Genomic DNA, 22,820 nt, shown 5'->3' with positions numbered 1-22,820 from the left:
CTCGCTACGGTCTCGGGCATGACGATCGAGATCCTCCCCGCCACCGGCGACCGCTTCGACGACGCCGAGACGGCGCTCGACAGCGGAGACGGTCCCGGCTGCCAGTGCCAATGGTGGCTGCTCACGAACGCCGAGTTCCAGAAGACTTCGCGCGACGACCTCACCTCGCGATTTCACGCCGAGATGCACGGCGATCGTGCTCCCGGACTCATCGCCTACGTCGACGGTGAGCCCGCGGGCTGGGTACGCGTCGGTCCCCGCATCGACCAGGCGCGCCTCCTGCGCACACGCGACGTCACGACCGCGACGCACGAGCCCCTCGACGCCGACGACGTCTGGTCGATCTCGTGCTTCGTCGTTCGCACGACCCACCGCGGTCAAGGCCTGATGAAGAGGCTCCTGGATGCCGCGGTCTCCACCGCCCGCGAGGCCGACGCCCGCGTCATCGAGGCGTATCCCCTCGACACCACCGTCACGAGGCGCTCCGCCAACCAGCTGTATCGCGGCACCGTGTCGATGTTCGAGAAGGCGGGCTTCGACATCGTCGATCGCCCCAAGCCCGATCGCGCCCTCGTCTCGCTGAGCCTGCGCGAGTGAGAGCCCGTCCTACGATGGAGGTTCGCCGACGAAAGACCTGACATGACGGATGCCACGACCACCGCGCGAGTCGACGCGTGGCTCTGGGCGGTGCGCGTCTACAAGACCCGGTCTGCGGCGACCACCGCGTGCCGCGCGGGACACGTTCGGGTCAACGGCGAACGCGCCAAGGCGGCGCAGCCCGTGCGCCCGGGCGATGAGCTGCGGGTGCGGATCCAGGGTTTCGACCGGATCCTCGTCGTGAAGAAGACGATCGCGAAGCGTGTCGGCGCGGCCCTCGTCGCGGAGTCGGTGGACGACCGCACTCCCCCGCCGCCCTCGAAAGAGAGCATGCCGTTCGTTCCGGTGCGCGATCGCGGCGCCGGTCGCCCCACCAAGCGCGACCGCCGCGACATCGAGAAGCTCCGCGGCCGCGATCCCAACTGACCGCGCGTCACAGCCTCGGCAATCCGCAGAACCTCAGCCGACCCCCGGCCCCGCCAACTGACCTTGTGCGAATCTCAGCCCCTGAGCACGCCCCGCCCCGCGCAACCTCCACAATTCGCACAACCTCAGCCGACCCCCGGCCCCGCCGGCTGACCTCGCGCGCATCTCAAACCTCGTGCACCCGCCGCCCCGCACATCCCGGCACAACCCCCACACCCCAGCCGAACCGCGCCCCCGCCAACTGACATTGCGCGAATTTCAGATTTAGCGCGACCGGCGCGACACCGAGAAACTCCGCGGCCGCGACCCCGACTGACCGGCGCGTCACAACCTCGGTAACCCGCACAACCCCAGCCAAGCAGCGACCCCCGCACCTGATCGTGCGCGAATCTCAAACCTTGTGCACGCGCCGCCTCAGCACGCCCCGCACATCCTCGGCAATCCGCAGAACCTCAGCCAAGCAGCACCCCCGCCAACTGACATTGCGCGAATCTCAAACCTCGCGCACCCGCCGCCCCGCACAACCTCGGCAATCCACACAACCTCAGCCGACCCCCGGCCCCGCCAACTGACCTGGTGCGAATCTCAGACCCTGGACAGGCGCCGCCCCGCACGCTCGCACAACCTCCGCAATCCACACAACCTCAGCCGACCCCCGGCCCCGCCAACTGACCTTGCGCGAATCGCTGACCGAGCGACACCGCCGACCGAGCGACACCGCCGACCGAGCGACACCGCTGACCCCTCGCCGCACGCACGACGTCGGGGCGGTGACGCCCCGCAGCCGTCAGTCCAGCTGATCCAACAACCAGCGCGCACCGCGCACGCTCGCCCCGAGCTCCTCGACGCGCGCCGACAGCTCGCGGTCGCTCGTCACGACGACCACCGGGCGGCACGCCCCCGCGACCTCGCGCACGACCGCGACGATCTCGTCGTCGCCCTCGCCCGGCGCGTGCCGCACCTCGACCGGGGGTGCCACCGGCTCGGCAGACCGCGCCTGGCCCTCCAGCACCGCCGTGACCACCGGGAACCAGCGCGTCGCGGACAGCCCGAGCGCCTCGGCATCCACTCCCCGCTCCGCCAGCCGCGAGAGCTTCGTAACCAAACGGGTCGCGGCACCGGCGCGATCCTTCCACCACCCGTCGGGAACCGAACCCATGACGTTGGCCACGTCGACGACGATCGCCGGCCGCGCGGTGAGCGCTTGGCGCAGGGCCGGCCACGAGGCGGCGAAGCCGGGGTGCAGCGGCAGGGAATCGACGTCGTCGACGGCGACCCACTTCAGGGCGACGCTCTCGGGATCGCTGATCACGGGCTCGAACGGGGTCGTCACATCGGCGACGAGAGTCGAATACGACCAGATGCCGAGGTCGAGAACGCTCTCGAAGCGCGCACTCACGGCATCCGCCGGCACTCCCGCCTCTTCGCCCGATTCGCGCAGGGCGCCGTCTCGAGCGGATTCGCCCTCGTGCCGCGCGCCACCCGGCAGGGCCCACGTGTTGCCGAAGTGGCTCCACGAGACGCGATGCTGCAGCAGCACTCCGCGCTCGGGGTCGAGGGCGAGCAGCCCCGCGGCGCCGAAACGACCCCAGTACTTCTCGCCCGTGGGCGCGACGACCCAGGCATCGCCCGGGTCGCGAGGCCCGTGCGGGCGTCGCGGCTCGCCGGGGGCGGGGGGCTCGATCGTCATCGTCTCCAGCCTGGCACACACAGGACCGACGGTCCCCGCCGAGCGTCACGAGACGCCATGAGATCACCCGCGCCAACGCACATACCGCGCCGAGAAGCGCGATACGACCGCCACCCCTCGGCCGCGGGGAAGTCCGACTCGCCTGGAGTTGCCACAATCGTCGGATGGAGTATGAATTCGACGACAACCCCGAACGGGTCGACCGCGACGCGGTCTGGCAGTGGCTGAGCACCGAGGCGTACTGGGGGCGCTGGCGCACCCGAACCGACGTCGAGGCCCAGCTCGACAGCGCGTGGCGCGTCGTCGCCGCCTATCGCCGCGACACGGGCGAGCTGGTCGGCTTCGCGCGGGCGATCTCCGACGGCGTCGGGTTCGCCTACCTGGCCGACGTGTTCGTCCTCGACGGGCACCGCGGCCACGGCCTTGGCAAGGGCCTGGTCTCGCTCATGATCGATGAGGGCCCCGGCCCCCACTTCCGATGGACGCTCTTCACCAGCGACGCGCACGGCCTCTACCGTCAGTTCGGTTTCGCCGAGCCCGACCAGACGGCTCTCGTCCGCCCCGCGGCGCCCCTCTGAAACACCGGATGCCGGCTCCCCCGCCGACGCCGCATCCCGCTGACACGTCGGTCAGCGCCCGTCATCCCCCACCGCCGAGGCCCGCGCGCGAGTGGAGCGACGGGGCCACGGCATCCGGAACGACGAGCGCCCGACCCATCGGGCCGGGGCGCTCGCTCGGATGTCTCAGGCGTCGAAGCGCGCGCCCTCCGGCCGCGGCCCCTGGAGCGTGAAGACGAAGAGAACCAGGACGCCGATGAGCGGCACCACCCCGATGAACATCCAGAAGCCGCTGCGACCGGTGTCGTGCAGGCGCCGCACGAGCACCGCGAACGTCGGGACGATGGTTGCGAGGGCCCACACGAGCCAGATCGCCCCGAGGATCACCCCGAGCGGTCCGGTGACGGTCGTCGAGCCATCGGCTTCGATGCGGATGCCATCGGTCAGCGTGGGCAGCGCATTCAGCACCGTGCCCACGACGGCGGCGGTCAGCACCCACCACCAGTACTCGCTGCGGCTCGCGCGCCCACGGAAGGTGGCGTACTTCGCGAAGACGCGGCGGACCGCAGCGCCCAGCGGCGCGCCGTAATACGGCTGGTCGAGCGGCGGGACGGCGGCGGTCATGGGGTCTCCCGGCGTCAGTAGAGGGCGGATGCCACGGCGTCGCCGTCGCGAGAGCACTGTATCGACCACCCGATCCGGCCCGACCCCGCTTGCGCTCGTGCCCGTCCGTGCCTCGCGGCATCCACCGCGCGCGAGACGACATCTCGCTGACACACCCGCGTCAGCCTGCAACCGACTCGTCAGCGAGTTGCAGTCTCGCGCGAAATCCGGGCCCGCAGACCCCTCGCACGCACGCCGCCGCCGCGCCGCCGTGCGCGCGAGGCACACGCCCCAGCACGCGAAAGCGCCCCGACCCCCACGTGGGGATCGGGGCGCTCGCTGCGCGACTCAGCGCTGGCGCTTCTCGCGAATACGCATGTTGAGCACGATCGGCGTGCCCTCGAAGCCGTAGATCTCGCGCAGGCGCCGCTGGATGAACCGGCGGTAGCCCGGGTCGAGGAATCCGGTCGTGAACAGCACGAATGTCGGCGGACGCGTCGCCGCCTGCGTGCCGAACAGGATGCGCGGCTGCTTGCCACCGCGCAGCGGGTGCGGGTGCTCGGCGACGAGCTCCGAGAGGAAGGCGTTGAACTTCCCGGTCGGAATGCGGGTGTCCCACGACTCGAGCGCCTGTTCGAGGGCCGGCACGAGCTTGTCGAGGTGACGACCGGTGCGGGCCGAGATGTTCACGCGCGGGGCCCACGCGACGTGCGCGAGGTCCTGCTCGATCTCGCGCTCGAGGTAGCGGCGACGGTCCTGGTTCTCCATGTCGTCGTCGTTGAGGCGATCCCACTTGTTGAACGCCAGCACGAGCGCGCGACCCGACTCGAGCACGAGGTCGATGATGTTGAGGTCCTGCACGCTGATCGGCTGCGAGACGTCGATCACGACGACCGCGACCTCGGACTTCTCCAGGGCGGTCGAGGTGCGCAACGACGCGTAGAAGTCGGCGCCCTGCGACAGGTGCACGCGGCGACGGATGCCGGCGGTGTCGACGAGCGTCCAGAGCTTGCCACCGAGCTCCACGACCTCGTCGACCGGGTCGCGGGTGGTGCCGGCGAGCTCGTTGACGACGACGCGCTCTTCGCCGGCGGCCTTGTTGAGCAGCGACGACTTGCCGACGTTCGGGCGGCCGAGGATCGCCACGCGGCGGGGTCCGCCGATCTCGTACTTGGCGACCGCCGACACGTCGGGCAGCACCTTCATGATCTCGTCGAGCAGGTCGGCCACACCGCGGCCGTGGATCGCCGAGACGGGGTGCGGCTCGCCGAGTCCGAGGTTCCACAGCGCGGCGGCCTCGGGCTCGTGGCGGGCGTCATCGACCTTGTTGGCGATGAGGAAGACCGGCTTGCCGCTCTTGCGCAGCAGCTTCACGACGTGCTCGTCGGTCGAGGTCGCACCCACCGTGGCATCCACCACGAAGAGGACGATGTCGGCCAGGTCGATCGCGACCTCGGCTTGCGCGGCGACCGAGCGGTCGATGCCCTTCGCGTCGGGCTCCCAGCCACCGGTGTCGACCAGCGAGAAGCGCCGGTCGAGCCACTCGGCCTTATAGGTCACGCGGTCGCGGGTGACACCGGGGGTGTCTTCCACCACGGCCTCGCGGCGACCGAGGATGCGGTTCACCAGCGCCGACTTGCCGACGTTCGGGCGACCGACGATCGCGACCACCGGCAGCGCCGGCAGGAACTCGATCGCTCCCTCACCCGAGGCGAGACCGGCGAGCAGCGCCGCGTCCTCCTCGTCGAGGTCGAAGTCCTCGAGGCCCGCGCGCAACGCTTCGGCCCGCTGTTCGGCGAGCACCTCGTCGAGCTGCTCCATCTTCTCGGCGAGCTGGTCGGGCCCGCCCTCGTACTCGTCTTCAACGCCCATCGCGGGCTCCCATCGTGGAGTCGACGACGCTCAGCACGGCGTCGACGGTCTGTTCGAAATCAAGGTGGGTCGAATCGACGACCTGCACGCCGGGGGCGGCGGTGAGGAAGTCGACGACCGTGGAATCAGCGGCGTCGCGCTGGTGGAGGGCTGCGGCGACCTTCGCGGCATCCTGATCCGTCAGCTCCGCACTGCGGCGCGCGGCGCGCACCTCGGGAGCGGCGGTGAGGAGGATGCGCACGGGGGCGTCGGGGAACACGACCGTGGTGATGTCGCGGCCTTCGACCACGACGCCCGGAAGAGCAGCGGATGCCACGAGCCGGCGGAACAGCTCGTTCACCGCGTGGCGCACCGCGGGAACGCGGGCCACGCCGCTCACGGCATCGGTCACGCGGGGTTCGCGGATGGCGGCGGTGACGTCGGTGCCGCCGACGCGTACCCAGCGATCGGTCGGGTCGAGCGAGATCGCGTAGTCGAAGTCGCCGAAGACCTCGAGCACCGCCGTCGCATCGGAGGTGTCGGCCTCGTGCGCGAGGGCGTGCCAGGCGAGGGCGCGGTAGGCGGCACCGGTGTCGAGGAAGCCGTATTCGAGACGGGTGGCGGCGGCCTTGGACACGCTGGACTTGCCGCTGCCGGCGGGGCCGTCGATCGCGATGACGGCGGGGGCGGATGCCGAACCCTCGGCGGGCGCGGCGAGACCGGGCCGGAAGAGCGCGGAGGTGGAATCAGTCATGGGTGGTGCTCGCAATCCGCCAACCGCGCTGCTGGAGGCCGTCGACGGCGCGGCGGACCGCGTCGGGGACGACGCTGATCTCGGCCAGGCCGAACGGGGCTCCGGGCGAGTGCTCGAGGCGTAGGTCTTCGACGTTGACGTCGAGGTCGCCGAGCTCGCCGAACAGGCGCCCCAGCTGGCCGGAGGTGTCGTCGACCATGACGACGAAGGTATCGAAACGGCGATTCTGGCCGTGCTTGCCCGGCAGGCGCTCCACGCCCTCGTTGCCGCGGCGAATGGTGTCGGCGACCGCGCGACGTGCACCGGGCACCTCGGGATCGCGCAGGGCCCCGGCGACAGCGGTGAGGTCGGCGGCGAGCTGATCGAGCACCTCGACGACGGGCGCCGCGTTCGCCCCGAGGATCTGCACCCACAGTTCCGGAGCGGAGGCCGCGATGCGCGTCGTGTCGCGCACGCCCTGACCCGCGAGACGCAGCGAACCGTCGGGGGCCTCGACGAAGCGCCCGGCGAGAAGGCTCGCCACGAGCTGCGGAACGTGCGACATGAGCGCGACGGACTCGTCGTGCTCCTCCGGCGTCATCTCGATCAGGGTCGCGCCGAGATCGAGAGCGAGGCCCTCGACCAGGGAGAGATCGTGCGCGGAGGTCTCGCCGTCGCGGCAGACCACCCACGGGCGCCCCACGAAGATGTCGGCGCGGGCCGAGATGGCTCCGCCGCGCTCACGACCGGCCATGGGGTGCGAGCCGATGTAGTGGGTGAGGTCGACGCCACGTTCACGCAGCGTGCGCAGCGGCTCGAGCTTCACGCTCGCGACGTCGGTGACCACGGCATCCGGGAATGTCTCGAGCTCGCGCTGCACGACGTCGGCCGTGACATCGGGCGGAACAGCCACCACGATCAGCGAGGGCCTGTCGTCGGGTCGTTCGGCCCGACCGGCACCGTAGTCGATGGCGAGCCGCAGCTGCGACGGCGACGCGTCGACGAGCACGACGTCGACACCGCGGGCGGTGAGCGCGTGGCCGATGCTGGCTCCCAGCAGCCCCGAGCCGACGATGCGGACGGTGCCGCTCGTACGGGTCGCCAAAGACCCGGCCGCGCGCGCGGACGTTCCGTTGACTTCGCTCATCGGGTCTCCTGCCCTGGGCGGCGCCGCTGGCACCGCGAAGCGCCCGAGAGGCTCACTCCGCCGGATCGGCCGGAGCGCTGTCGTCCTGGCGGGACAGCGTGAGCAGGGCACCGCGTTCTACTGTAGTCAACTCGCGGGCCTTGCCCACCGGGAGAGTTCCCAGGTGGAGCGGTCCGAACTGCCGCCGGACCAACTCGATGACCGGGTGACCGACCGCAGCCATCATGCGGCGGACGATCCGGTTCTTGCCCGAATGCAGGGTCAGCTCGACCAGGCTCTCGCCGCGGGAGGCGTCGAGCAGGCGCGCCTTGTCGGCGACGATCCGCCCGTCTTCGAGGTCGACGCCCTTGATGAGGCGTTGGATCGTCTGGGGCAGCACCTGCCCCTCGACCTTGGCGATGTACACCTTGGTCACCCCGAACGAGGGGTGCGCGAGCACGTGCGCGAGGTCGCCGTCGTTGGTGAGGACGAGAAGACCGCTCGTGTCGGCATCCAGTCGTCCGACGTTGTAGAGGCGCTCCTCCCAGTCCTTCGTGTACTGGCGCAGATCGGGGCGGCCGCGGTCGTCGCTCATAGAGCTGACGACGCCGGTGGGCTTGTTGAGGATGACGTAGCGCTTGGACTCGTCGAGCTGGATGGCCGTACCGTCCACGTCGACGAGGTCGGTCTCGGGGTGGATGCGGCGGCCGAGCTCGGTGACGACGACGCCGTTCACTCGCACGCGTCCCTCGACGATCATCTGCTCGGCGACGCGGCGCGAGGCCACTCCCCTGTTCGCCAGCACCTTCTGCAGGCGGATGCCGTCCTCGCTCGCGGCTCCCGTCGAATCGTCGCTCATTTCAATACCTCTCCGTCGAATCCGTCCGAGCCGTCGTCGAGCAACGGCGAGATGTGCGGCAGCTCGTCGAGCGAGTTGATGCCGAGGTTGACCAGCAACTGGTCGGTCGTTCCGTAGTGGATCGCGCCCGTGTCGGAGTCGGTGAAGACCTCCGTGATGAGTCCGCGCGACAGCAGCGTGCGCACCACGGAGTCCACGTTCACCGCGCGGATGGATGCCACCTGCCCGCGCGTGACGGGCTGCTTGTACGCGATGACGGCCAGGGTCTCGAGCGCCGCCTGAGACAGGCGCGAGGGCGCCTGGGTGTTCACGAACTCGCCGACGACGTCGTCGTACTCTTCGCGTACGTAGAGGCGCCAGCCGCCGCCGACCTCGCGCAGCTCGAAGCCGCGGACCGGTCCCCCGGTCTGGCCGTCGTAGTCGGCGACGAGCGCCTCGACGGCCTGGCGGACGGCCGGGACGGGCGCACCCACGGCGGCGGCGAGGCTGACGAGGCTCTGCGGCTCGTCGAGGACCAGCAGGATCGCCTCGAGGCGACGGGCGACGGATGCCGGATCGCTCGGGCGCGGGGCCGGAGCGGCGTCGGTGAGCTGTGGCGACGGGAACGTGGCGTCATCGGTCATAGTCGGCTCCCAGGGCGGCGAGGTTCTCTTCCGACCACCGCTCGGCGGTCCAGCGGAGCGTCAGCTCCCCCAGCGGTTCGAGCTGCTCGAACGACAGTGCCGCGTGGCGGTACAGCTCGAGGATCGACAGGAACCGAGCGACGACGACCCCGGTCTCGGTGACGCCGGCGACGAGGTCGCGGAAGTTCAGTGTTCCCGCCGATCGCAGCAGGGTCACCACGATCGCGGCCTGCTCGCGGATGCTCACGAGGGGCGCGTGCAGGTGGTCGAGACCCACCGTGGGGATCTGCTTGGGCGCGAAGGCGACGACGGCCAGCGCGGCGAAATCGTCGGCGCTGAGGGTCCACTTCAGCTCGGGCACCGCGCTGCGGTACTTCTCATCGAGTCGCACGTTGCGCGTGTGCCGCTTGTCCTCGCGCTGCAGGCACCGGGCGAACCACGCCGACACCTCCTTGAAGGCGCGGTACTGCAGCAGGCGCGCGAACAGCAGGTCGCGAGCTTCGAGGAGCGCCACCGACTCGGCATCGACCAGCTCCCCCTGCGGGAGGAGGCCGGCGATCTTCATGTCGAGGAGGGTCGCGGCGACGACGAGGAACTCGGAGGCCTCGTCGAGATCGCTCTCCGGGCCCATCTCGCGCAGGTACGCGATGAACTCGTCGGTCACGCGGCTCAGTGCGACCTCGGTGATGTCGAGCTCGGCGCGCGAGATGAGGGTGAGCAGCAGGTCGAAGGGTCCGTCGAAAACGGGGAGGGTGACACGGAAGCCGGGGGCGTCGGGGGTTCCAGACCCGTCGACGGCCTCGAGGACCGATGGCACCGCGAGGCCGGTGCCGGCGGGGGCGTCGTCAGGCGACGGCGCCACGGGCGACCAGCTCCCGCGCCAACCGCAGGTAGGCCTGGGCGGCTGCGTGCTCGGGAGCGAACTCGGTGATCGGCATGCCCGAGACCGAGGCATCCGGGAACTTCACCGTGCGACCGATGACCGTCTCGAGCACGTCGTCGCCGAAGGCCTCGACCACGCGCTCGAGCACCTCGCGCGAGTGGAGCGTGCGGGGGTCGTACATCGTGGCGAGGACGCCGTCGAGCTCGATCGCCGGGTTGAGGCGATCGCGCACCTTGTCGATGGTCTCCACGAGCAGGGCGACACCGCGGAGGGCGAAGAACTCGCACTCGAGCGGGATCAGCACGCCGTGCGCGGCGGTCAGGGCGTTGACGGTCAGCAGACCGAGCGAGGGCTGGCAGTCGATGAGGATGACGTCGTAGTCCGCCGCGACCTTGCGCAGCACCCGGGCGAGGATCGTCTCGCGCGCGACCTCGTTGACGAGGTGCACCTCGGCGGCCGAGAGGTCGATGTTCGCGGGGAGGATGTCGAGACCGTCGACGCGCGTCGAGACGATGACCTCGCGGGGGTCGCGCTTGGTGTCGAGCAGCAGGTCGTAGATGGTCGGCACATCGTGCGTCTGGATGCCCAGGCCCGCCGACAGCGCGCCCTGTGGGTCGAAGTCGATCGCGAGAACACGACGGCCGTATCCCGCGAGCGAGGCCGCCAGGTTGATCGTGGTCGTCGTCTTGCCGACGCCGCCCTTCTGGTTGCAGAGGGCGATGATGCGGGCCGGGCCGTGGCTGTCGAGCGGCTTGGGGGTGGGGAACCCCTGGTAGGGGCGACCGGTGGGTCCGAGGATGACCTCGTCTGCGCCCGTCTTCTGGCCCTTTGTGCTCGCCGACACCGAGTCTCCCGCCTTCGTCATAACGTCCCCGAGTCTAGCCGCCGCCCGCCGCCGAGCCCGTGTGACCCGCGGGTGGTCGCTGCCTCGGCACACGGCATCCTTCCGCCCCGCACAACCTCATTGATTCGCACGACCTCAGCGCGAGAGGACCACGTCCCGCTGACTCTGCGCGAATCACCGACCTCGTGCGCGCCGCCCCGGCCCGCGGTCCCCGCACCTGTCGAAGGACCGCAACCCGTCGCACAACCTCCGTGATTCGTACACCCTCCGCGCGAAAGGCCCGCATCCCGCTGACTCTGCGCGAATCACTGACCGTGCACCGAAGCCCGCTTCGCGTCGACCGCCCGCGCGCGCCGCACCTGCACGACCACCGCCAGCGCGAGCGTCAGCGCCGCCCAGGCCGCGGCGACCTTCGTCAGCACGCCGTAGATGAGGTGCGTGGGCGTGTAGTCCGCGCCGAACCCGCCCTGCACCGCGAGCGCGACGAGCGCGGCACCGACTAGCGCGACCGGGAGCGAGAGCCACCACGCCGCGCGGGCGGCATCCGGGATCACCCTCCGCACCGGGTGCGGCGCGTGCCGCGACAGCCACACGAGAGCGAAGATGGCGAGCACGAGCAGGCCGAACGCGCTCGACGCATGCTGCAGCCACTTCGCGCCCGTGAACATCCCCCACTGCCCCGAGAGCGCCGGGAACAGTTGCTCCCCCACCCGGCCTTCGTGCGTGAACAGGTCCCACGCGATGTGCGAGACGACGCCCAGCGCGAGCGAGACGACGAGCCACAGGATGCCGACGACTCCCCCGCCCACGCTCTCGCGCAGCGCCGTGCGGGCACCGGCATCCCACTCCGCCGGCAGGCGCTCCGCGACCGCGCGCGGCAGCAGCTCCCGGCTCGCCGGTCGCAGCACGCACCGCCACACGAGCAGGAGCACGAACGCCACCACGACGGTGATCGGCACCCACGCGAAATCGTGCGTGAGTCCGTAGCCGGGCCACATCCCGCGAACGAAGAGCGGCAGGTCCGGAGTCATCGCCCCGATCGCGATCGCCGCCGGAACCAGCCGCGTGCGCAGGAAGGGCAGCGCGACGACGGCGTGGCTCGGTGTGAACGGCATGTCAGCTCAGGAACAGCCCCGCGAGCGTCTTCTTGCCGCGGCGGAGCACCGAGACACCGCCGGGGAGCGTGCCCTCGACGACCGCCTCGTCGCTCGTGACCTTCTCGCCGTCGAGCGAGACACCGCCCTGCGAGATCGCTCGTCGCGCTTCGCTGAGGCTCGCGCACAGCCCCGTGGCGGTGAGCGCTTCGACGACGGTGGATCCGGCGGCGACGGTCGCGTGGGGCAGTTCCTCGAGCGCACTGCGCAGCACGGCGGCGTCGAGCACGGTCATATCGCCCTGCCCGAACAGCGCCTCGGTCGCGGCGATGACGGCCTCGGTCGCCTCGACGCCGTGCACGGTCGTCAGCACCTCACGAGCGAGACGCTTCTGCGCCGCACGACGGAACGGCTCCGCCTCGACGAGGGTCTCGTACTCCTCGATCTCGGCGCGCGTGAGGAACGTGAACACCCTGAGGCGCTCGATCACGTCGCGGTCGTCGGTGTTGAGCCAGAACTGGTACATGACCCACGGACTGCACATCTCGGCATCGAGCCAGATGGCGTTGCCCTCGCTCTTGCCGAACTTCGTGCCGTCGCTGTTGGTGATCAGCGGCGTGCCGATGGCGTGAACCGAGCCCCCTTCGACGCGGCGAACGAGATCGGTGCCGCTGGTGAGGTTGCCCCACTGGTCGCTGCCGCCGGTCTGCAGGATGCAGCCGTACTGGCGGAACAGCTCGAGGTAGTCCATGCCCTGAAGGATCTGGTAGCTGAACTCGGTGTAGCTGATTCCGGCCTCGGAGTTCAGGCGCGCGCTGACCGCGTCTTTCTTCAGCATCGTGCCGACGCGGAAGTGCTTGCCGATCTCGCGGAGGAAGTCGATGGCGCTGAGCGGCGCCGTCCAGTCGAGATTGTTGACGATGCGCGCGGCGTTCTCGCCCTCGAAGCTGAGGTAGCGCTCGACCTGATCCCGGAGTTTGCCGACCCACTCGGCCACCGTCTCGGGCGTATTCAGGGTGCGCTCGGCCGTCGGGCGAGGATCGCCGATCAGGCCCGTCGACCCGCCGACGAGCCCGAGTGGGCGGTGCCCGGCGAGCTGCAACCGGCGCATGGTGAGCAGCTGCACGAGGTTGCCCAGGTGCAGGCTCGGGGCGGTCGGGTCGAAGCCGCAGTAGAACGTGATGGGGTCGCCACCGAGGAGCTCGCGCAGCTCGCCCTCATCGGTCGAGACGTGCACCAGACCGCGATACACCAGCTCGTCCCAGACGTTGTCGAAGGTCGGGTCGTTGGCGGGGGCGAGGGCGCTCACGGGCGCCGCATCGGTGGAGGCAGACACCGGTTTAGGCTATCAGCGGGGGTGTCCGAGTCCGGATGCCATCGCCCGGGCGCTCAGCGGGGTCGCCGCGGAGACTGGCCGGCGGCGGGCGGCTCAGCGAAAAGAAGCAGCGTCCTCGAAGCCGTCTCCCCCGGTGATGACCATCGACCGTGTCGACCTCAGTCGGTGTCCCTCGCGCGACGCGTCAGTGCGCGTGCACGCCCCACCACACGAGGAATGCGACCGCGAGCGAGGTGACCCAGCTCACGAGGCTGCCGATGAGGAAGTACTCGGCGCGGTCTCCGTCGTCGCGGTCGCGCGAGATCTCGGGGAATCGCACGATTCCCTTCGCCGCGAGCACCGCGGCGAGCAGCGTGTACGCCCCGGTCAGCGTCAGCACGAACACGAGGATGCGCTCGAGCGGCCCGATGAGTCGACCGCCTCTGAGGGTCGGCACCGCGTCGCGCTCGGGATCGGCCGCGCGCCCGCCCATCTCGGACCGCAACGCGATGCGCACCACCGCGTTGCCCGACTCCAGCAGGAACACCAGCGAGCCGATGACGAGGACGGCGACGTCGATCGACGCCGACGCCCCCGGCCGATAGGCGGCCCACGCCTCGCCGAGCAGGCCCGGCCGCTCGCGCCCCGGCGCGATGACCACGCACGCCGCGGCGGCGAGCGCGAGCAGGGCGACCGGCCACAGCCCCGCTCGAGCGGGACCGTCTTCGGGCACGACCCACGTCCAGATAGCGGCAACGGCGACGGCGAGGAGCCCGGCGATCACGGCATCCAGTCCCGCCGAAACGACGACGAGAGCGAGGGATGCCACGGCGAAGGCGAGCCAGCGCCGCGTGCGGATCATCTGACGGATGAGGTCGACCGCGCCCACCGCGAGCAGCAGGAGGCCGGCGGCGATCATGAGCGCACCCGCGCGGTGAGAGCCGCGAAGCCCTCGACGAGAGCGGCGGAGCCGGCGGCGGAGAGCGCCTGTGATACCGCGGACTGGCTGATGCCCTCGGTGTCGGCGAGTTCGCGCTGAGAGCGTCCGACGCAGCGTCCGTAGGTCAACCGACGCGATCGCTCGCTCATGGCCGACACGAGCTGGTCGCGGCTCAGGGCGTAGGCGCGGGCCAGCGCGATGGTCTCGGTCATGCTGGCATCCTGCCCCTCGGCGAGAACGATCCAGGTGCGCGCGAGCGGCGCGGCGCGGGTCTGCAGCCGTTCGATGTGGTCGATGGCCTCTCGAGCGGCCCACCATGCCGGGCCCTCGGGGACGGTGCGGTCGGCGAGCTCGATCGGTCGCACCTCCCCCACGCCCACACCGAAACGGCAGTCGACGTCGTCGGGCAGGGCCAGGCGCAGCAGCAGGAGCGAGGCGAGCGCACCGGAGAGGTCGTCGTACTCGCCTTGCAGCTCGTCGCCCACGACGGGCGCGAGGGGCGCCACGGCGACGGGTAGATCATGCTGAACCGTGCGCACCGACTCGACGATGGCCCGCTGCGCGCCGGCGCGATCGTCGAGTCGCCGGGAGGCGATGATGTCGGCGATCACAGCGACGGTCATGCGATAAGTCTAACGCTTATTATCTCGTCTTGATAAGCGAATAGCTGATACTCAGGCGATGAGCGAGCGAGACGCCGCCTGCGCCCGGGCCACCAGCTCTTCGCGCTGTTCGCGCACGCGCTCGGGAGCAGTACCGCCGACGCCCGTCCGGCTCGACACGGACCCCTCGATCGTCAGCACCTCGCGCACCCGCGGGGTGAGCTGGGGCGACACCGAGGCGAGCAGAGCGTCGTCGGCGTCTTCGAGTCCGATCTCGCGCTCCTCACACGCCCGCACCAGGGCCCCCGAGATCTCGTGCGCGTCGCGGAAGGCCACCCCCTGACGCACCAGCCATTCGGCGACGTCGGTCGCGAGCGAGAAGCCCTGCGGGGCGAGCTCGGCCATGCGATCGGTGTGGAAGCGGAGCGTGGCGATCATGCCCGAGAACGCGGGCAGAACGAGCTCGAGGGTGCGCACCGAGTCGAAGACGGGCTCTTTGTCTTCCTGCAGGTCGCGGTTGTACGCCAACGGCAGGCCCTTGAGCGTCGCCATCAGCCCCGACAGGTTGCCGATCAGGCGGCCGGCCTTGCCGCGCGCGAGTTCGGCGATGTCGGGGTTCTTCTTCTGCGGCATGATGCTCGAGCCGGTCGAGTAGGAGTCGTCGAGGGTGACGAAGCCGAACTCGCGGGTGTTCCAGAGGATCACGTCTTCGGCGAGGCGCGAGAGGTCGACGCCGATCATCGCGGTGATGAAGGCGAACTCGGCGACCACGTCGCGCGAGGCGGTGCCGTCGAGGGAGTTTTCGGCCGGACGGGCGAGACCGAGGCGGTCGGCCACCAGCTGGGGGTCGAGGCCGAGGGTCGCCCCGGCGAGCGCACCGCCGCCATACGGCGAGACCGAGGCGCGCACTGACCAGTCGCGCAGGCGCTCGAGGCCGCGGACGAGAGCCCAGCCGTACGCCTGCAGGTGGTGGGCGAGGAGCACGGGCTGCGCGTGCTGCAGGTGGGTGCGACCGGGCATGATCGCGCCCTCGTGCGCCTCGGCCTGAGCGACCAGGGCGTCGATGAGGCGGAGGAGCTCACGCGTGATGGTGCGCGAGTGATCGATCAGGTACAGCCGCACGAGAGTGGCGATCTGGTCGTTTCGGCTGCGACCCGCGCGGAGCTTGCCGCCGAGAGCCGGGCCCACGGTCTCGATGAGCACGCGCTCGAGAGCCCCGTGCACGTCTTCGTCGCCGGGTGCGGCGAGCAAGGAGCCGTCCTGCACGCGGGCCGCGAGCTCGTCGAGGCCGTCGTGCATGGACTGCGCCTCGCCGGCCGTGAGATACCCCGCCGCCTCGAGAGCGGCGGCGTGGGCGTGCGAACCCTGGATGTCGTAGAGCGCGAGATCCCAGTCGAAGTGGGTCGAGCGGCTCAGCGCCGCCAGTTCGGGAGACGGTCCGCCCGAGAAACGGGCTCCCCACAGGGCGCCCTCGTTCGTCGATTGACCGGTCTCGCTGCTCATGGCGTCCAGCCTACCGAGGGCCACCGACGCCGCCGTCGGCGCGCGGCCCGAACCGGTGACGCTCCCCGTGCCACACTCCGGAGAAATCGCGCCCGCCGGCACCGACCACGCCAGAAACCGGCCCCCGGCGCACATTCCTCCGGAGTTCCGCACACCCCGCGCCGCGCACCCCCGAGGCCAGGCCCCCGGCGTCAGCGGTGAGGTGTGACCGGCGGCCGGGTATCCCGTCCGACGATTAGACGCACGACGGCGTCGACGAACATCTCGAGGGGACCCCGGCCGATCGTCAACACCCATGCCGTGCAGCCCACAATGAGCCCGAGCGTCAGGGGGACGAACAGCCCCGCCTCGCGGATGCCGACGAGGTCGGACGTGTCGCCCAGCAGGGCGGAGGCGACGATGGCCCAGACGACGAGTTGCAGCACGTATGCGGTCAGCGGCATCGACCCGACGGCGCGCAGCGGCACCGCGACCCAGCGCAGCGGCGTGCGGCACAGCAGCAGGCACGCCCCGATCGTCAACAGCGCGAAGCCGCCGGAACCGATGACCTCCCACAGTCCCGAAGAGTGGTCTTCGGCGGTCAGCACCGCCGCGAGATACGGATCCCCCGCCGCCACCGGGGCCGTGGCGATCGCGAAACCGTACCCGGCGAGCGCGAGCGAGGCGCCCGCCATGGCGAGCAGCGCCTGATCCGTGACGTTGCGCAGGTCGAGTCGGCCCACGCCCATGCCCGCCAGCAGGAACGCGATCCACACGGTGAACGGGTACGCCCACCCCACGGCTGCCTCGAGCTCGGCTCCCGCCGGACCCGCCCAGATCGGCGCTGCGTCGAGGAACGGCTGGATCCACGGCATGACGATCGCGAGCGCGCCGGCGGTCAGGAACAGATTCCGCGCACGCATGCCCAGAAACGGCAACGCCAGCACGAACAGCAGCGCGTACGCCGGGAGGATGACGTAGACGGGCACTCCCGTCATCACCAACGACAGGCCGATCACCCAGAGCAGGGCTCCGCGCAACGCCAGCCGGGCGGCCGCGCGGGGTCGTCGCTGCGGGGCGAGCGGCCGCGGTCCACCGGTGACGAGGGCGATCGAGACCCCCGCGAGCACCGCGAAGAGGATCGACGAACGACCGTTCACGACGGTGACCCACGTGCTCGGATCCGGTGTGAGGGTGCGCTCGGTGTCGAGCAGGTGCGCGGCGAGCATGCCCAGGACGGCCAGCCCGCGCGCGAGGTCCACGCCTACCAGCCGGCCCGGTCCGTCGAAACGGGACCAGGCGCGGCCGAGCGGCGAAGAGGTCACTGCTGACGCAGAAGCCACACCAGGAGCGCCTTCTGGGCGTGCAGGCGGTTCTCGGCCTCGTCCCAGACGACGCTCTGCGGCCCGTCGATGACCTCGGCGTCGACCTCGTAGCCGCGGTCGGCGGGCAGGCAGTGGATGAAGATCGCGTCGTCGTCGGCGCGCGCCATGAGCTCGCCGGTGACCTTGAAGCCGCCCAGGTCGCGGATGCGTGCGATCTTCTCCTCCTCTTTGCCCATCGAGACCCACGTGTCCGTGACGACGACGTCGGCTCCGGATGCCGCGGCCTCGGGGTCGGCGAGCAGGGTGATCGACCCGCCGGTCTCGGCGGCGATGCGCTCGGCGTCGGCGATCACGTCGGCGCGCGGCGCGTAGTCGGCCGGGGCCGCGACACGCACGTGCATGCCGGCGGTGACTCCCGCGAGGACGTACGAGTGGGCCATGTTGCTCTGACCGTCACCGAAGAACGACAGGGTCAGGCCCTTCAGCTCGCCCTTGTGCTCGCGGATCGTGAGCAGGTCCGCCAGCAGCTGGCACGGGTGGAAGTCGTCGCTGAGCGCGTTCACCACGGGAACGCGCGTCCCGCGCGCCATCTCTTCGAGACCCGCCTGCGCGTAGGTGCGCCACACGATCGCGGCGACCTGGCGCTCGAGCACGCGCGCGGTGTCGGAGGGGGTCTCCTTGCCGCCGAGCTGGCTGTTCGCGGTCGAGATGATCAGCGGGGAACCGCCGAGGTCGGCGATCCCGACCGCGAACGACACACGCGTGCGGGTCGACGACTTGTCGAAGATCACGGCGACGGTCTGAGGACCCTCGAGCGGCTTCTGCGCCCAGCGGTCCTTCTTCAGCTCGATCGCGAGGTCGAGGATCTCGGCCTGCTCGGCCGGGGTCAGGTCGTCGTCACGCAGCAGGTGGCGGGTCACGCGGGGGCTCCTTCGAGGATCAGGGCATCGGAGACGGTGGCCAGCGCGGCACCGAAGAGGTCGAGGAACGCCGAGACCTCGGCATCCTGGATCGTCAGGGGCGGCGCGATGCGGATCGAGTCGTCGTTCGCGGCGTTGACCACCAGGCCGTGCTGCTGGGCGGCGGCCACCACGGCCTTGGCGACGGGGCTGTTGAGCCCGATGCCGAGGAGCAGACCGCGACCGCGCACGCCCGAGACGAGCGGGGAGCCGAGGGCGGCGATCCCCTCGCGCAGCTGGATCTCGCGGCGGGCGGCGTTCTCGACCAGTCCCGCCGACTCGATCTCTTCGAGCACGGCCCCGCCGACCGCGGTGCCCAGGGCGTTGCCGCCGAAGGTCGAGCCGTGCGTGCCGGGGAAGAAGAGGTCGCTGGCCGCGCCGAAGGTGATGAGCGCGCCGATCGGGAAGCCGCCGCCGATGCCCTTGGCGACCGTGATCGCGTCGGGGACGATCCCGGCGTGCTGGAAGCCGAACCAGGCGCCCGTGCGACCGGCACCGGTCTGGATCTCGTCGACGATCAGCAGGGCCCCGTGGCGCGCGGTGATCTCGCGCGCAGCCTGAAGGTAGCCCTCGGGCAGCTCGACGACCCCGGCCTCGCCCTGGATGGGCTCGACGAGCAGCGCCGCCACGCGCTCGTCCATCGCGGTCTCGAGAGCGTCGATGGTGGCGTCGATGTGCTCGACGCCCGGCACCATCGGCAGGAAATCGGCCTGCAACGCGGGCTTGCCGGTGAGGGCGAGGGCACCCATCGTGCGGCCGTGGAAGCCGCCCTTGAGGGTCAGGATCCGGGTGCGGTCGGTACCGCGACCGTGCAGGCGCGCGAGTTTGAGAGCGGCCTCGTTGGCCTCGGCACCCGAGTTGCCAAAGTACACACGGCCCGACTCGCCCGTGCCCGCGAGACGCTTCAGGCGCGCGGCCATCGCCAACTGCGGGGGCGTGGCGAAGTAGTTCGACACGTGCGCGAGCGTGGCCGCCTGATCGGTGATCGCCTTCACGAACACGGGGTGCGCGTGGCCCAGGGCGTTCACGGCGATGCCCGCGAGGAAGTCGAGGTACTTGGTGCCCTCGCTGTCCCAGACGTACGCGCCTTCTCCGCGCACGAACAGCGCCATGCGGTCGCCGAAGCTGCGGACCAGGTCGCGTCCGGCGTCGTCCTGCCAGGTTGCGGTGGTCATGCGACCACCTCCGTTCCGATTCCCTTGCTGGTGAACAATTCGACGAGCACCGAGTGCGGCACGCGTCCGTCGATGATGGCCGCGGTGGGCACTCCCCCGTCGACGGCGTCGAGACACGCCTGCATCTTTGGGATCATCCCCGACTCGAGCTTCGGGAGCATCGCGCGCAGCTCCGTCGAGGTTAGGTGCGACACCAACGAGTCACGGTTCGGCCAATCGGCGTAGAGCCCGGGGACGTCGGTGAGCACGACGAGCTTCTTGGCGTTGAGGGCCGTCGCGAGCGCCGCTGCCGCGGCATCCGCATTCACGTTCAACGAGGTGCCGGGGTTGTCGAGGTCGGGCGCGATGCTCGACACGATCGGCACGCGGCCGGCGGCCAGGTGGTCGAGGACCGGCTGCGGGTCGACCGTGACGACATCGCCGACACGACCGAGATCGTGCTCGACACCGTCGACGACGACGCCGCGACGGCGGCCGCCGAAGAGTCCCGCATCTTCGCCGCTCAGGCCGGTGGCCAGGGGGCCGTGGGCGTTGACCTTCGCCACCAGCTGCGGGTTGATCTGCCCGGTCAGCACCATGCGGACCACGCTGATCGCCTCGGTCGAGGTCACGCGGTAACCGCCGCGGAACTCGCTCGGGATGTCGAGGCGGTCGAGCATCGACGAGATCTGCGGGCCGCCGCCGTGCACGACGACGGGCTTGACGCCGACGTAGCGGAGGTAGGCGATGTCGGCGGCGAAAGCGTTCTGCAGCTCGTCGCTGACCATGGCGTTCCCGCCGTACTTCACCACCACCACCTGGTCGCGGTACTTGCGCACCCAGGGCAGCGACTCGACGAGCGTGACCGCCCGTTCGCTCGCCTGGGCGGGATCGGTGTCTTGGAGATCGACGTGGGTCATGAGGAGTAAGCGCTGTTCTCGTGGACGTAGTCGTGCGTGAGGTCGTTGGTGCGGATCGTCGCCGTCGCCACGCCGACGCGCAGGTCGATGACGAGGTCGGTGGCGCGCGGGGTGAGGTCGACGTCTTCGCGGGGGCGGTCGGGGCCGCCGGCGGTGCACACGCGCACCCCGTTCATCCATACGTCCACGTCGTACGGGTCGAAGGCCGCGTCGGTCGTGCCGATCGCGGCGAGCACGCGGCCCCAGTTGGGGTCGTTGCCGAAGATCGCCGCCTTGAACAGATTGTTCCGAGCGACCGAGCGACCGACCTCGACGGCATCGTCCTCGCTCGCGGCGTTCACGACCTCGATCGTGATGTCGTGGCTGGAGCCCTCGGCATCGCCCTGCAGTTGCGCGGCCAGATCGTCGCACACCGCGGCGAGCGCGGCGGCGAACTCATCGGCATCCACGCGGATGCCACTGGCTCCGCTGGCGAGGAGCGTGACCTGGTCATTGGTCGACATGCACCCGTCGGAGTCGAGGCGGTCGAAGCTGACCCGCGTCGCAGAGCGAAGGGCCGCGTCGGCCTCGGCGGCGTCGAGCACGGCGTCGGTCGTGAGAACGACGAGCATGGTCGCCAGGCCCGGGGCGAGCATGCCGGCACCCTTCGCCATCCCGCCGATCGACCATCCCTCACCGGCGTGGACCGCGCGCTTGGGCCGGGAGTCGGTGGTCATGATCGCCAGCGACGCGTCTTCTCCGCCCTCGGCGGACAGAGCGGCCACGCCCTCGTCGACGCCCCGCAGAACCTTGGCCCGGAACGCCTCGTCCCCCGTGCCGATGAGGCCGGTGGAGCACACCACCACATCGCCCGCCCCGACACCGAGGAGCTCGGCGGCACGCTCAGCGGTTTGATGAGTGGTCTGGAAGCCGAACGAACCGGTGAAACAGTTGGCACCGCCGGAGTTCAGGACGACCGCCTCGATCGTGCCGTCCTTGACGACCTGCTCCGACCAGAGGATCGGGTTGGCCTTGGCGCGGTTCGACGTGAAGACGGCGGCACCCACCTTGAGCGGGCCGCGGTTGACCACGAGGGCGACGTCGCGCGCGCCGGTCGATTTCAGGCCGACCGCCACACCGGCGGCCTCGAATCCTGCGGGGGCGGTCACGCTCACGGGGCGACTCCGTTCAGGGGAAGGGCGGTGGTCTCGGCGAGACCCAGCGCCAGGTTCATGGACTGGATGGCAGCGCCGGCGGTGCCCTTGACGAGATTGTCGACCGCCGCGACGACCGTCACCCGGTTCGCCGCGCGATCGATCGCGATTCCCATCGATGCGATGTTGGCGCCGAGCACGTCGGCCGTCCGCGGGAAGACGCCCTGGGGAAGCAGCTCGACGAAGGGCTCGCCTGCGTAAGCCGTCTCCCAGGCGCCGCGGATCTCGGCATCCGTCACTCCCTCCCGGATCGGAGCGGACGAGGTGGCGAGGATGCCGCGCGACATCGGAACCAGAACGGGAGTGAAAGAGAGCCGTACGCCGTCGCTCGGCGCTCCGGCTGCCACCAGCGCCTGGCGGATCTCGGGAATGTGACGGTGCGTACCGCCAACGGCATATGGGTTGGCGGAGCCGAGGATCTCACTCGCGAGGAGGTTCGTCTTGGCCGACTTCCCGGCACCACTGGGACCCACGGCGAGCACCGACACGATGTCGAAAGGATCGATGACTCCGGCGGCGACACCGGGAGCGAGGGAGAGAGCGACGGTGGAGGCGTTGCAGCCGGGAGCGGCGATACGCGCGGCCCCGCGGAGGTTCTCGCGCTGCTTTCCCCCCGCGACGGGCAGTTCGGGGACGCCGTAGGCCCACGGGTCGGGGTGAGCCCCGCCGTAGAACGCCGCCCAGTCCTCCGCCGAGGTGAGGCGGTGGTCGGCACCCGCATCGATCACGAGCGGGGTCTCGGCCAGGGCGTCGGTGTACTGCGCGGACTGCCCGTGCGGCAGGGCGAGGAACACCACGTCGTGCCCGGCGAGCACCTCGGGAGTCGTCGGTTTCAGCTCGAGGTGCGCGAGGGAACGCAGGTGCGGCTGGTGGGCGACGAGGGGCTGCCCCGCGCTGGAGTGCGCGGTGACGGTGCGGATCTCGACGTCGGGATGAGAGGCCAGGAGGCGGAGGATCTCGCCGCCCGCATAGCCGGAAGCGCCGGAGACGGCGACCGAGAGGGTCATGTATCCACCTTACGAGTCGGGGCTGGTGCTGAAATCA

The 22,820-nt window shown here is 70.6% G+C and carries 23 protein-coding genes; 3 read left to right on the top strand and 20 right to left on the bottom strand.

Features of this window, described 5'->3' with window-relative positions; translation table 11 throughout:
* The first annotated feature begins 18 nt into the window (after window positions 1–18).
* A complete protein-coding gene (locus QE416_RS10905; RefSeq protein WP_307316104.1) occupies window positions 19–597 on the top strand; it encodes a GNAT family N-acetyltransferase in 579 nt (192 codons plus the stop codon).
* 42 nt (window positions 598–639) lie between these two features.
* Window positions 640–1,023: an RNA-binding S4 domain-containing protein gene (locus tag QE416_RS10900; RefSeq protein WP_307316101.1), complete on the top strand. Its 384-nt coding sequence runs from the start codon at window positions 640–642 to the stop codon at window positions 1,021–1,023.
* A 787-nt stretch (window positions 1,024–1,810) separates the two neighbouring features.
* On the opposite strand, the gene QE416_RS10895 is transcribed toward QE416_RS10900, so the two are convergent.
* Window positions 1,811–2,713, bottom strand: coding sequence for an NUDIX hydrolase (locus QE416_RS10895; RefSeq protein WP_267786667.1), 903 nt, complete (start codon window positions 2,711–2,713; stop codon window positions 1,811–1,813).
* 164 nt (window positions 2,714–2,877) lie between these two features.
* Here QE416_RS10895 and QE416_RS10890 point away from each other — a divergent pair, with 164 nt between their 5' ends.
* Window positions 2,878–3,291 carry a GNAT family N-acetyltransferase gene (locus QE416_RS10890; protein WP_307316096.1) on the top strand — a complete coding sequence of 138 codons (414 nt, stop codon included), beginning with the start codon at window positions 2,878–2,880 and terminating at the stop codon, window positions 3,289–3,291.
* Between the two features lie 165 nt (window positions 3,292–3,456).
* Here QE416_RS10890 and QE416_RS10885 read toward each other — a convergent pair whose 3' ends face one another.
* From QE416_RS10885 to argC, 19 genes are all read right to left on the bottom strand, one after another.
* Window positions 3,457–3,894, bottom strand: coding sequence for a DUF805 domain-containing protein (locus QE416_RS10885; protein ID WP_307316093.1), 438 nt, complete (start codon window positions 3,892–3,894; stop codon window positions 3,457–3,459).
* Window positions 3,895–4,221: 327 nt separating this feature from the next.
* On the bottom strand, window positions 4,222–5,745 hold the full coding sequence (gene der / locus QE416_RS10880) for a ribosome biogenesis GTPase Der (RefSeq protein WP_056227518.1): 1,524 nt from the start codon (window positions 5,743–5,745) through the stop codon (window positions 4,222–4,224).
* Entirely contained in the window at window positions 5,735–6,478 is a 744-nt protein-coding gene (gene cmk, locus QE416_RS10875) for a (d)CMP kinase (protein ID WP_267786664.1), read from the bottom strand. The genes der and cmk overlap by 11 nt, the downstream gene beginning before the upstream one ends.
* Window positions 6,471–7,604 carry a prephenate dehydrogenase gene (locus QE416_RS10870; RefSeq protein ID WP_267786662.1) on the bottom strand — a complete coding sequence of 378 codons (1,134 nt, stop codon included), beginning with the start codon at window positions 7,602–7,604 and terminating at the stop codon, window positions 6,471–6,473. The genes cmk and QE416_RS10870 overlap by 8 nt, the downstream gene beginning before the upstream one ends.
* A gap of 52 nt (window positions 7,605–7,656) precedes the next feature.
* Window positions 7,657–8,442, bottom strand: coding sequence for a pseudouridine synthase (locus QE416_RS10865; RefSeq protein ID WP_267786661.1), 786 nt, complete (start codon window positions 8,440–8,442; stop codon window positions 7,657–7,659).
* On the bottom strand, window positions 8,439–9,065 hold the full coding sequence (gene scpB, locus QE416_RS10860; protein WP_267786660.1) for an SMC-Scp complex subunit ScpB: 627 nt from the start codon (window positions 9,063–9,065) through the stop codon (window positions 8,439–8,441). Before scpB ends, QE416_RS10865 begins: the two co-directional genes overlap by 4 nt.
* Window positions 9,055–9,927 (bottom strand): ScpA family protein, encoded by an 873-nt coding sequence (locus QE416_RS10855; protein ID WP_373458849.1) that lies wholly within the window; start codon window positions 9,925–9,927, stop codon window positions 9,055–9,057. Before QE416_RS10855 ends, scpB begins: the two co-directional genes overlap by 11 nt.
* Entirely contained in the window at window positions 9,911–10,813 is a 903-nt protein-coding gene (locus tag QE416_RS10850; RefSeq protein WP_267786659.1) for a ParA family protein, read from the bottom strand. Before QE416_RS10850 ends, QE416_RS10855 begins: the two co-directional genes overlap by 17 nt.
* 284 nt (window positions 10,814–11,097) lie before the next feature.
* Window positions 11,098–11,907 carry a DUF4184 family protein gene (locus QE416_RS10845; protein WP_307316084.1) on the bottom strand — a complete coding sequence of 270 codons (810 nt, stop codon included), beginning with the start codon at window positions 11,905–11,907 and terminating at the stop codon, window positions 11,098–11,100.
* 1 nt (window position 11,908) lies between these two features.
* A complete protein-coding gene (gene tyrS, locus QE416_RS10840; RefSeq protein ID WP_267786657.1) occupies window positions 11,909–13,222 on the bottom strand; it encodes a tyrosine--tRNA ligase in 1,314 nt (437 codons plus the stop codon).
* Window positions 13,223–13,406: 184 nt separating this feature from the next.
* Complete coding sequence (locus tag QE416_RS10835; RefSeq protein ID WP_267786655.1) at window positions 13,407–14,120, bottom strand: hypothetical protein; 714 nt, start codon at window positions 14,118–14,120, stop codon at window positions 13,407–13,409.
* Window positions 14,117–14,764: a SatD family protein gene (locus tag QE416_RS10830; RefSeq protein WP_307316081.1), complete on the bottom strand. Its 648-nt coding sequence runs from the start codon at window positions 14,762–14,764 to the stop codon at window positions 14,117–14,119. Before QE416_RS10830 ends, QE416_RS10835 begins: the two co-directional genes overlap by 4 nt.
* Window positions 14,765–14,815: 51 nt before the next feature.
* Complete coding sequence (gene argH, locus QE416_RS10825; protein WP_307316078.1) at window positions 14,816–16,246, bottom strand: argininosuccinate lyase; 1,431 nt, start codon at window positions 16,244–16,246, stop codon at window positions 14,816–14,818.
* Between the two features lie 191 nt (window positions 16,247–16,437).
* Window positions 16,438–17,487: a heparan-alpha-glucosaminide N-acetyltransferase domain-containing protein gene (locus tag QE416_RS10820; RefSeq protein ID WP_307316076.1), complete on the bottom strand. Its 1,050-nt coding sequence runs from the start codon at window positions 17,485–17,487 to the stop codon at window positions 16,438–16,440.
* 59 nt (window positions 17,488–17,546) lie between these two features.
* On the bottom strand, window positions 17,547–18,470 hold the full coding sequence (argF, locus tag QE416_RS10815; RefSeq protein WP_210071848.1) for an ornithine carbamoyltransferase: 924 nt from the start codon (window positions 18,468–18,470) through the stop codon (window positions 17,547–17,549).
* Window positions 18,467–19,684 carry an acetylornithine transaminase gene (locus tag QE416_RS10810; protein WP_307316071.1) on the bottom strand — a complete coding sequence of 406 codons (1,218 nt, stop codon included), beginning with the start codon at window positions 19,682–19,684 and terminating at the stop codon, window positions 18,467–18,469. The genes argF and QE416_RS10810 overlap by 4 nt, the downstream gene beginning before the upstream one ends.
* Window positions 19,681–20,583, bottom strand: a complete 903-nt coding sequence (gene argB, locus QE416_RS10805) for an acetylglutamate kinase (protein WP_210071850.1) — start codon at window positions 20,581–20,583, stop codon at window positions 19,681–19,683. Before argB ends, QE416_RS10810 begins: the two co-directional genes overlap by 4 nt.
* Window positions 20,580–21,737, bottom strand: a complete 1,158-nt coding sequence (gene argJ / locus QE416_RS10800) for a bifunctional glutamate N-acetyltransferase/amino-acid acetyltransferase ArgJ (protein ID WP_307316067.1) — start codon at window positions 21,735–21,737, stop codon at window positions 20,580–20,582. The genes argB and argJ overlap by 4 nt, the downstream gene beginning before the upstream one ends.
* Entirely contained in the window at window positions 21,734–22,783 is a 1,050-nt protein-coding gene (argC, locus tag QE416_RS10795) for an N-acetyl-gamma-glutamyl-phosphate reductase (protein WP_307316064.1), read from the bottom strand. Before argC ends, argJ begins: the two co-directional genes overlap by 4 nt.
* Window positions 22,784–22,820 lie beyond the last annotated feature (37 nt).

The sequence above is a fragment of the Microbacterium sp. SORGH_AS_0421 genome, assembly GCF_030818635.1.
Classification (GTDB): domain Bacteria; phylum Actinomycetota; class Actinomycetes; order Actinomycetales; family Microbacteriaceae; genus Microbacterium.
The sequence above is the reverse complement of the archived record's forward strand: the minus strand, read 5'-3'. Positions and strand labels throughout refer to the sequence as shown.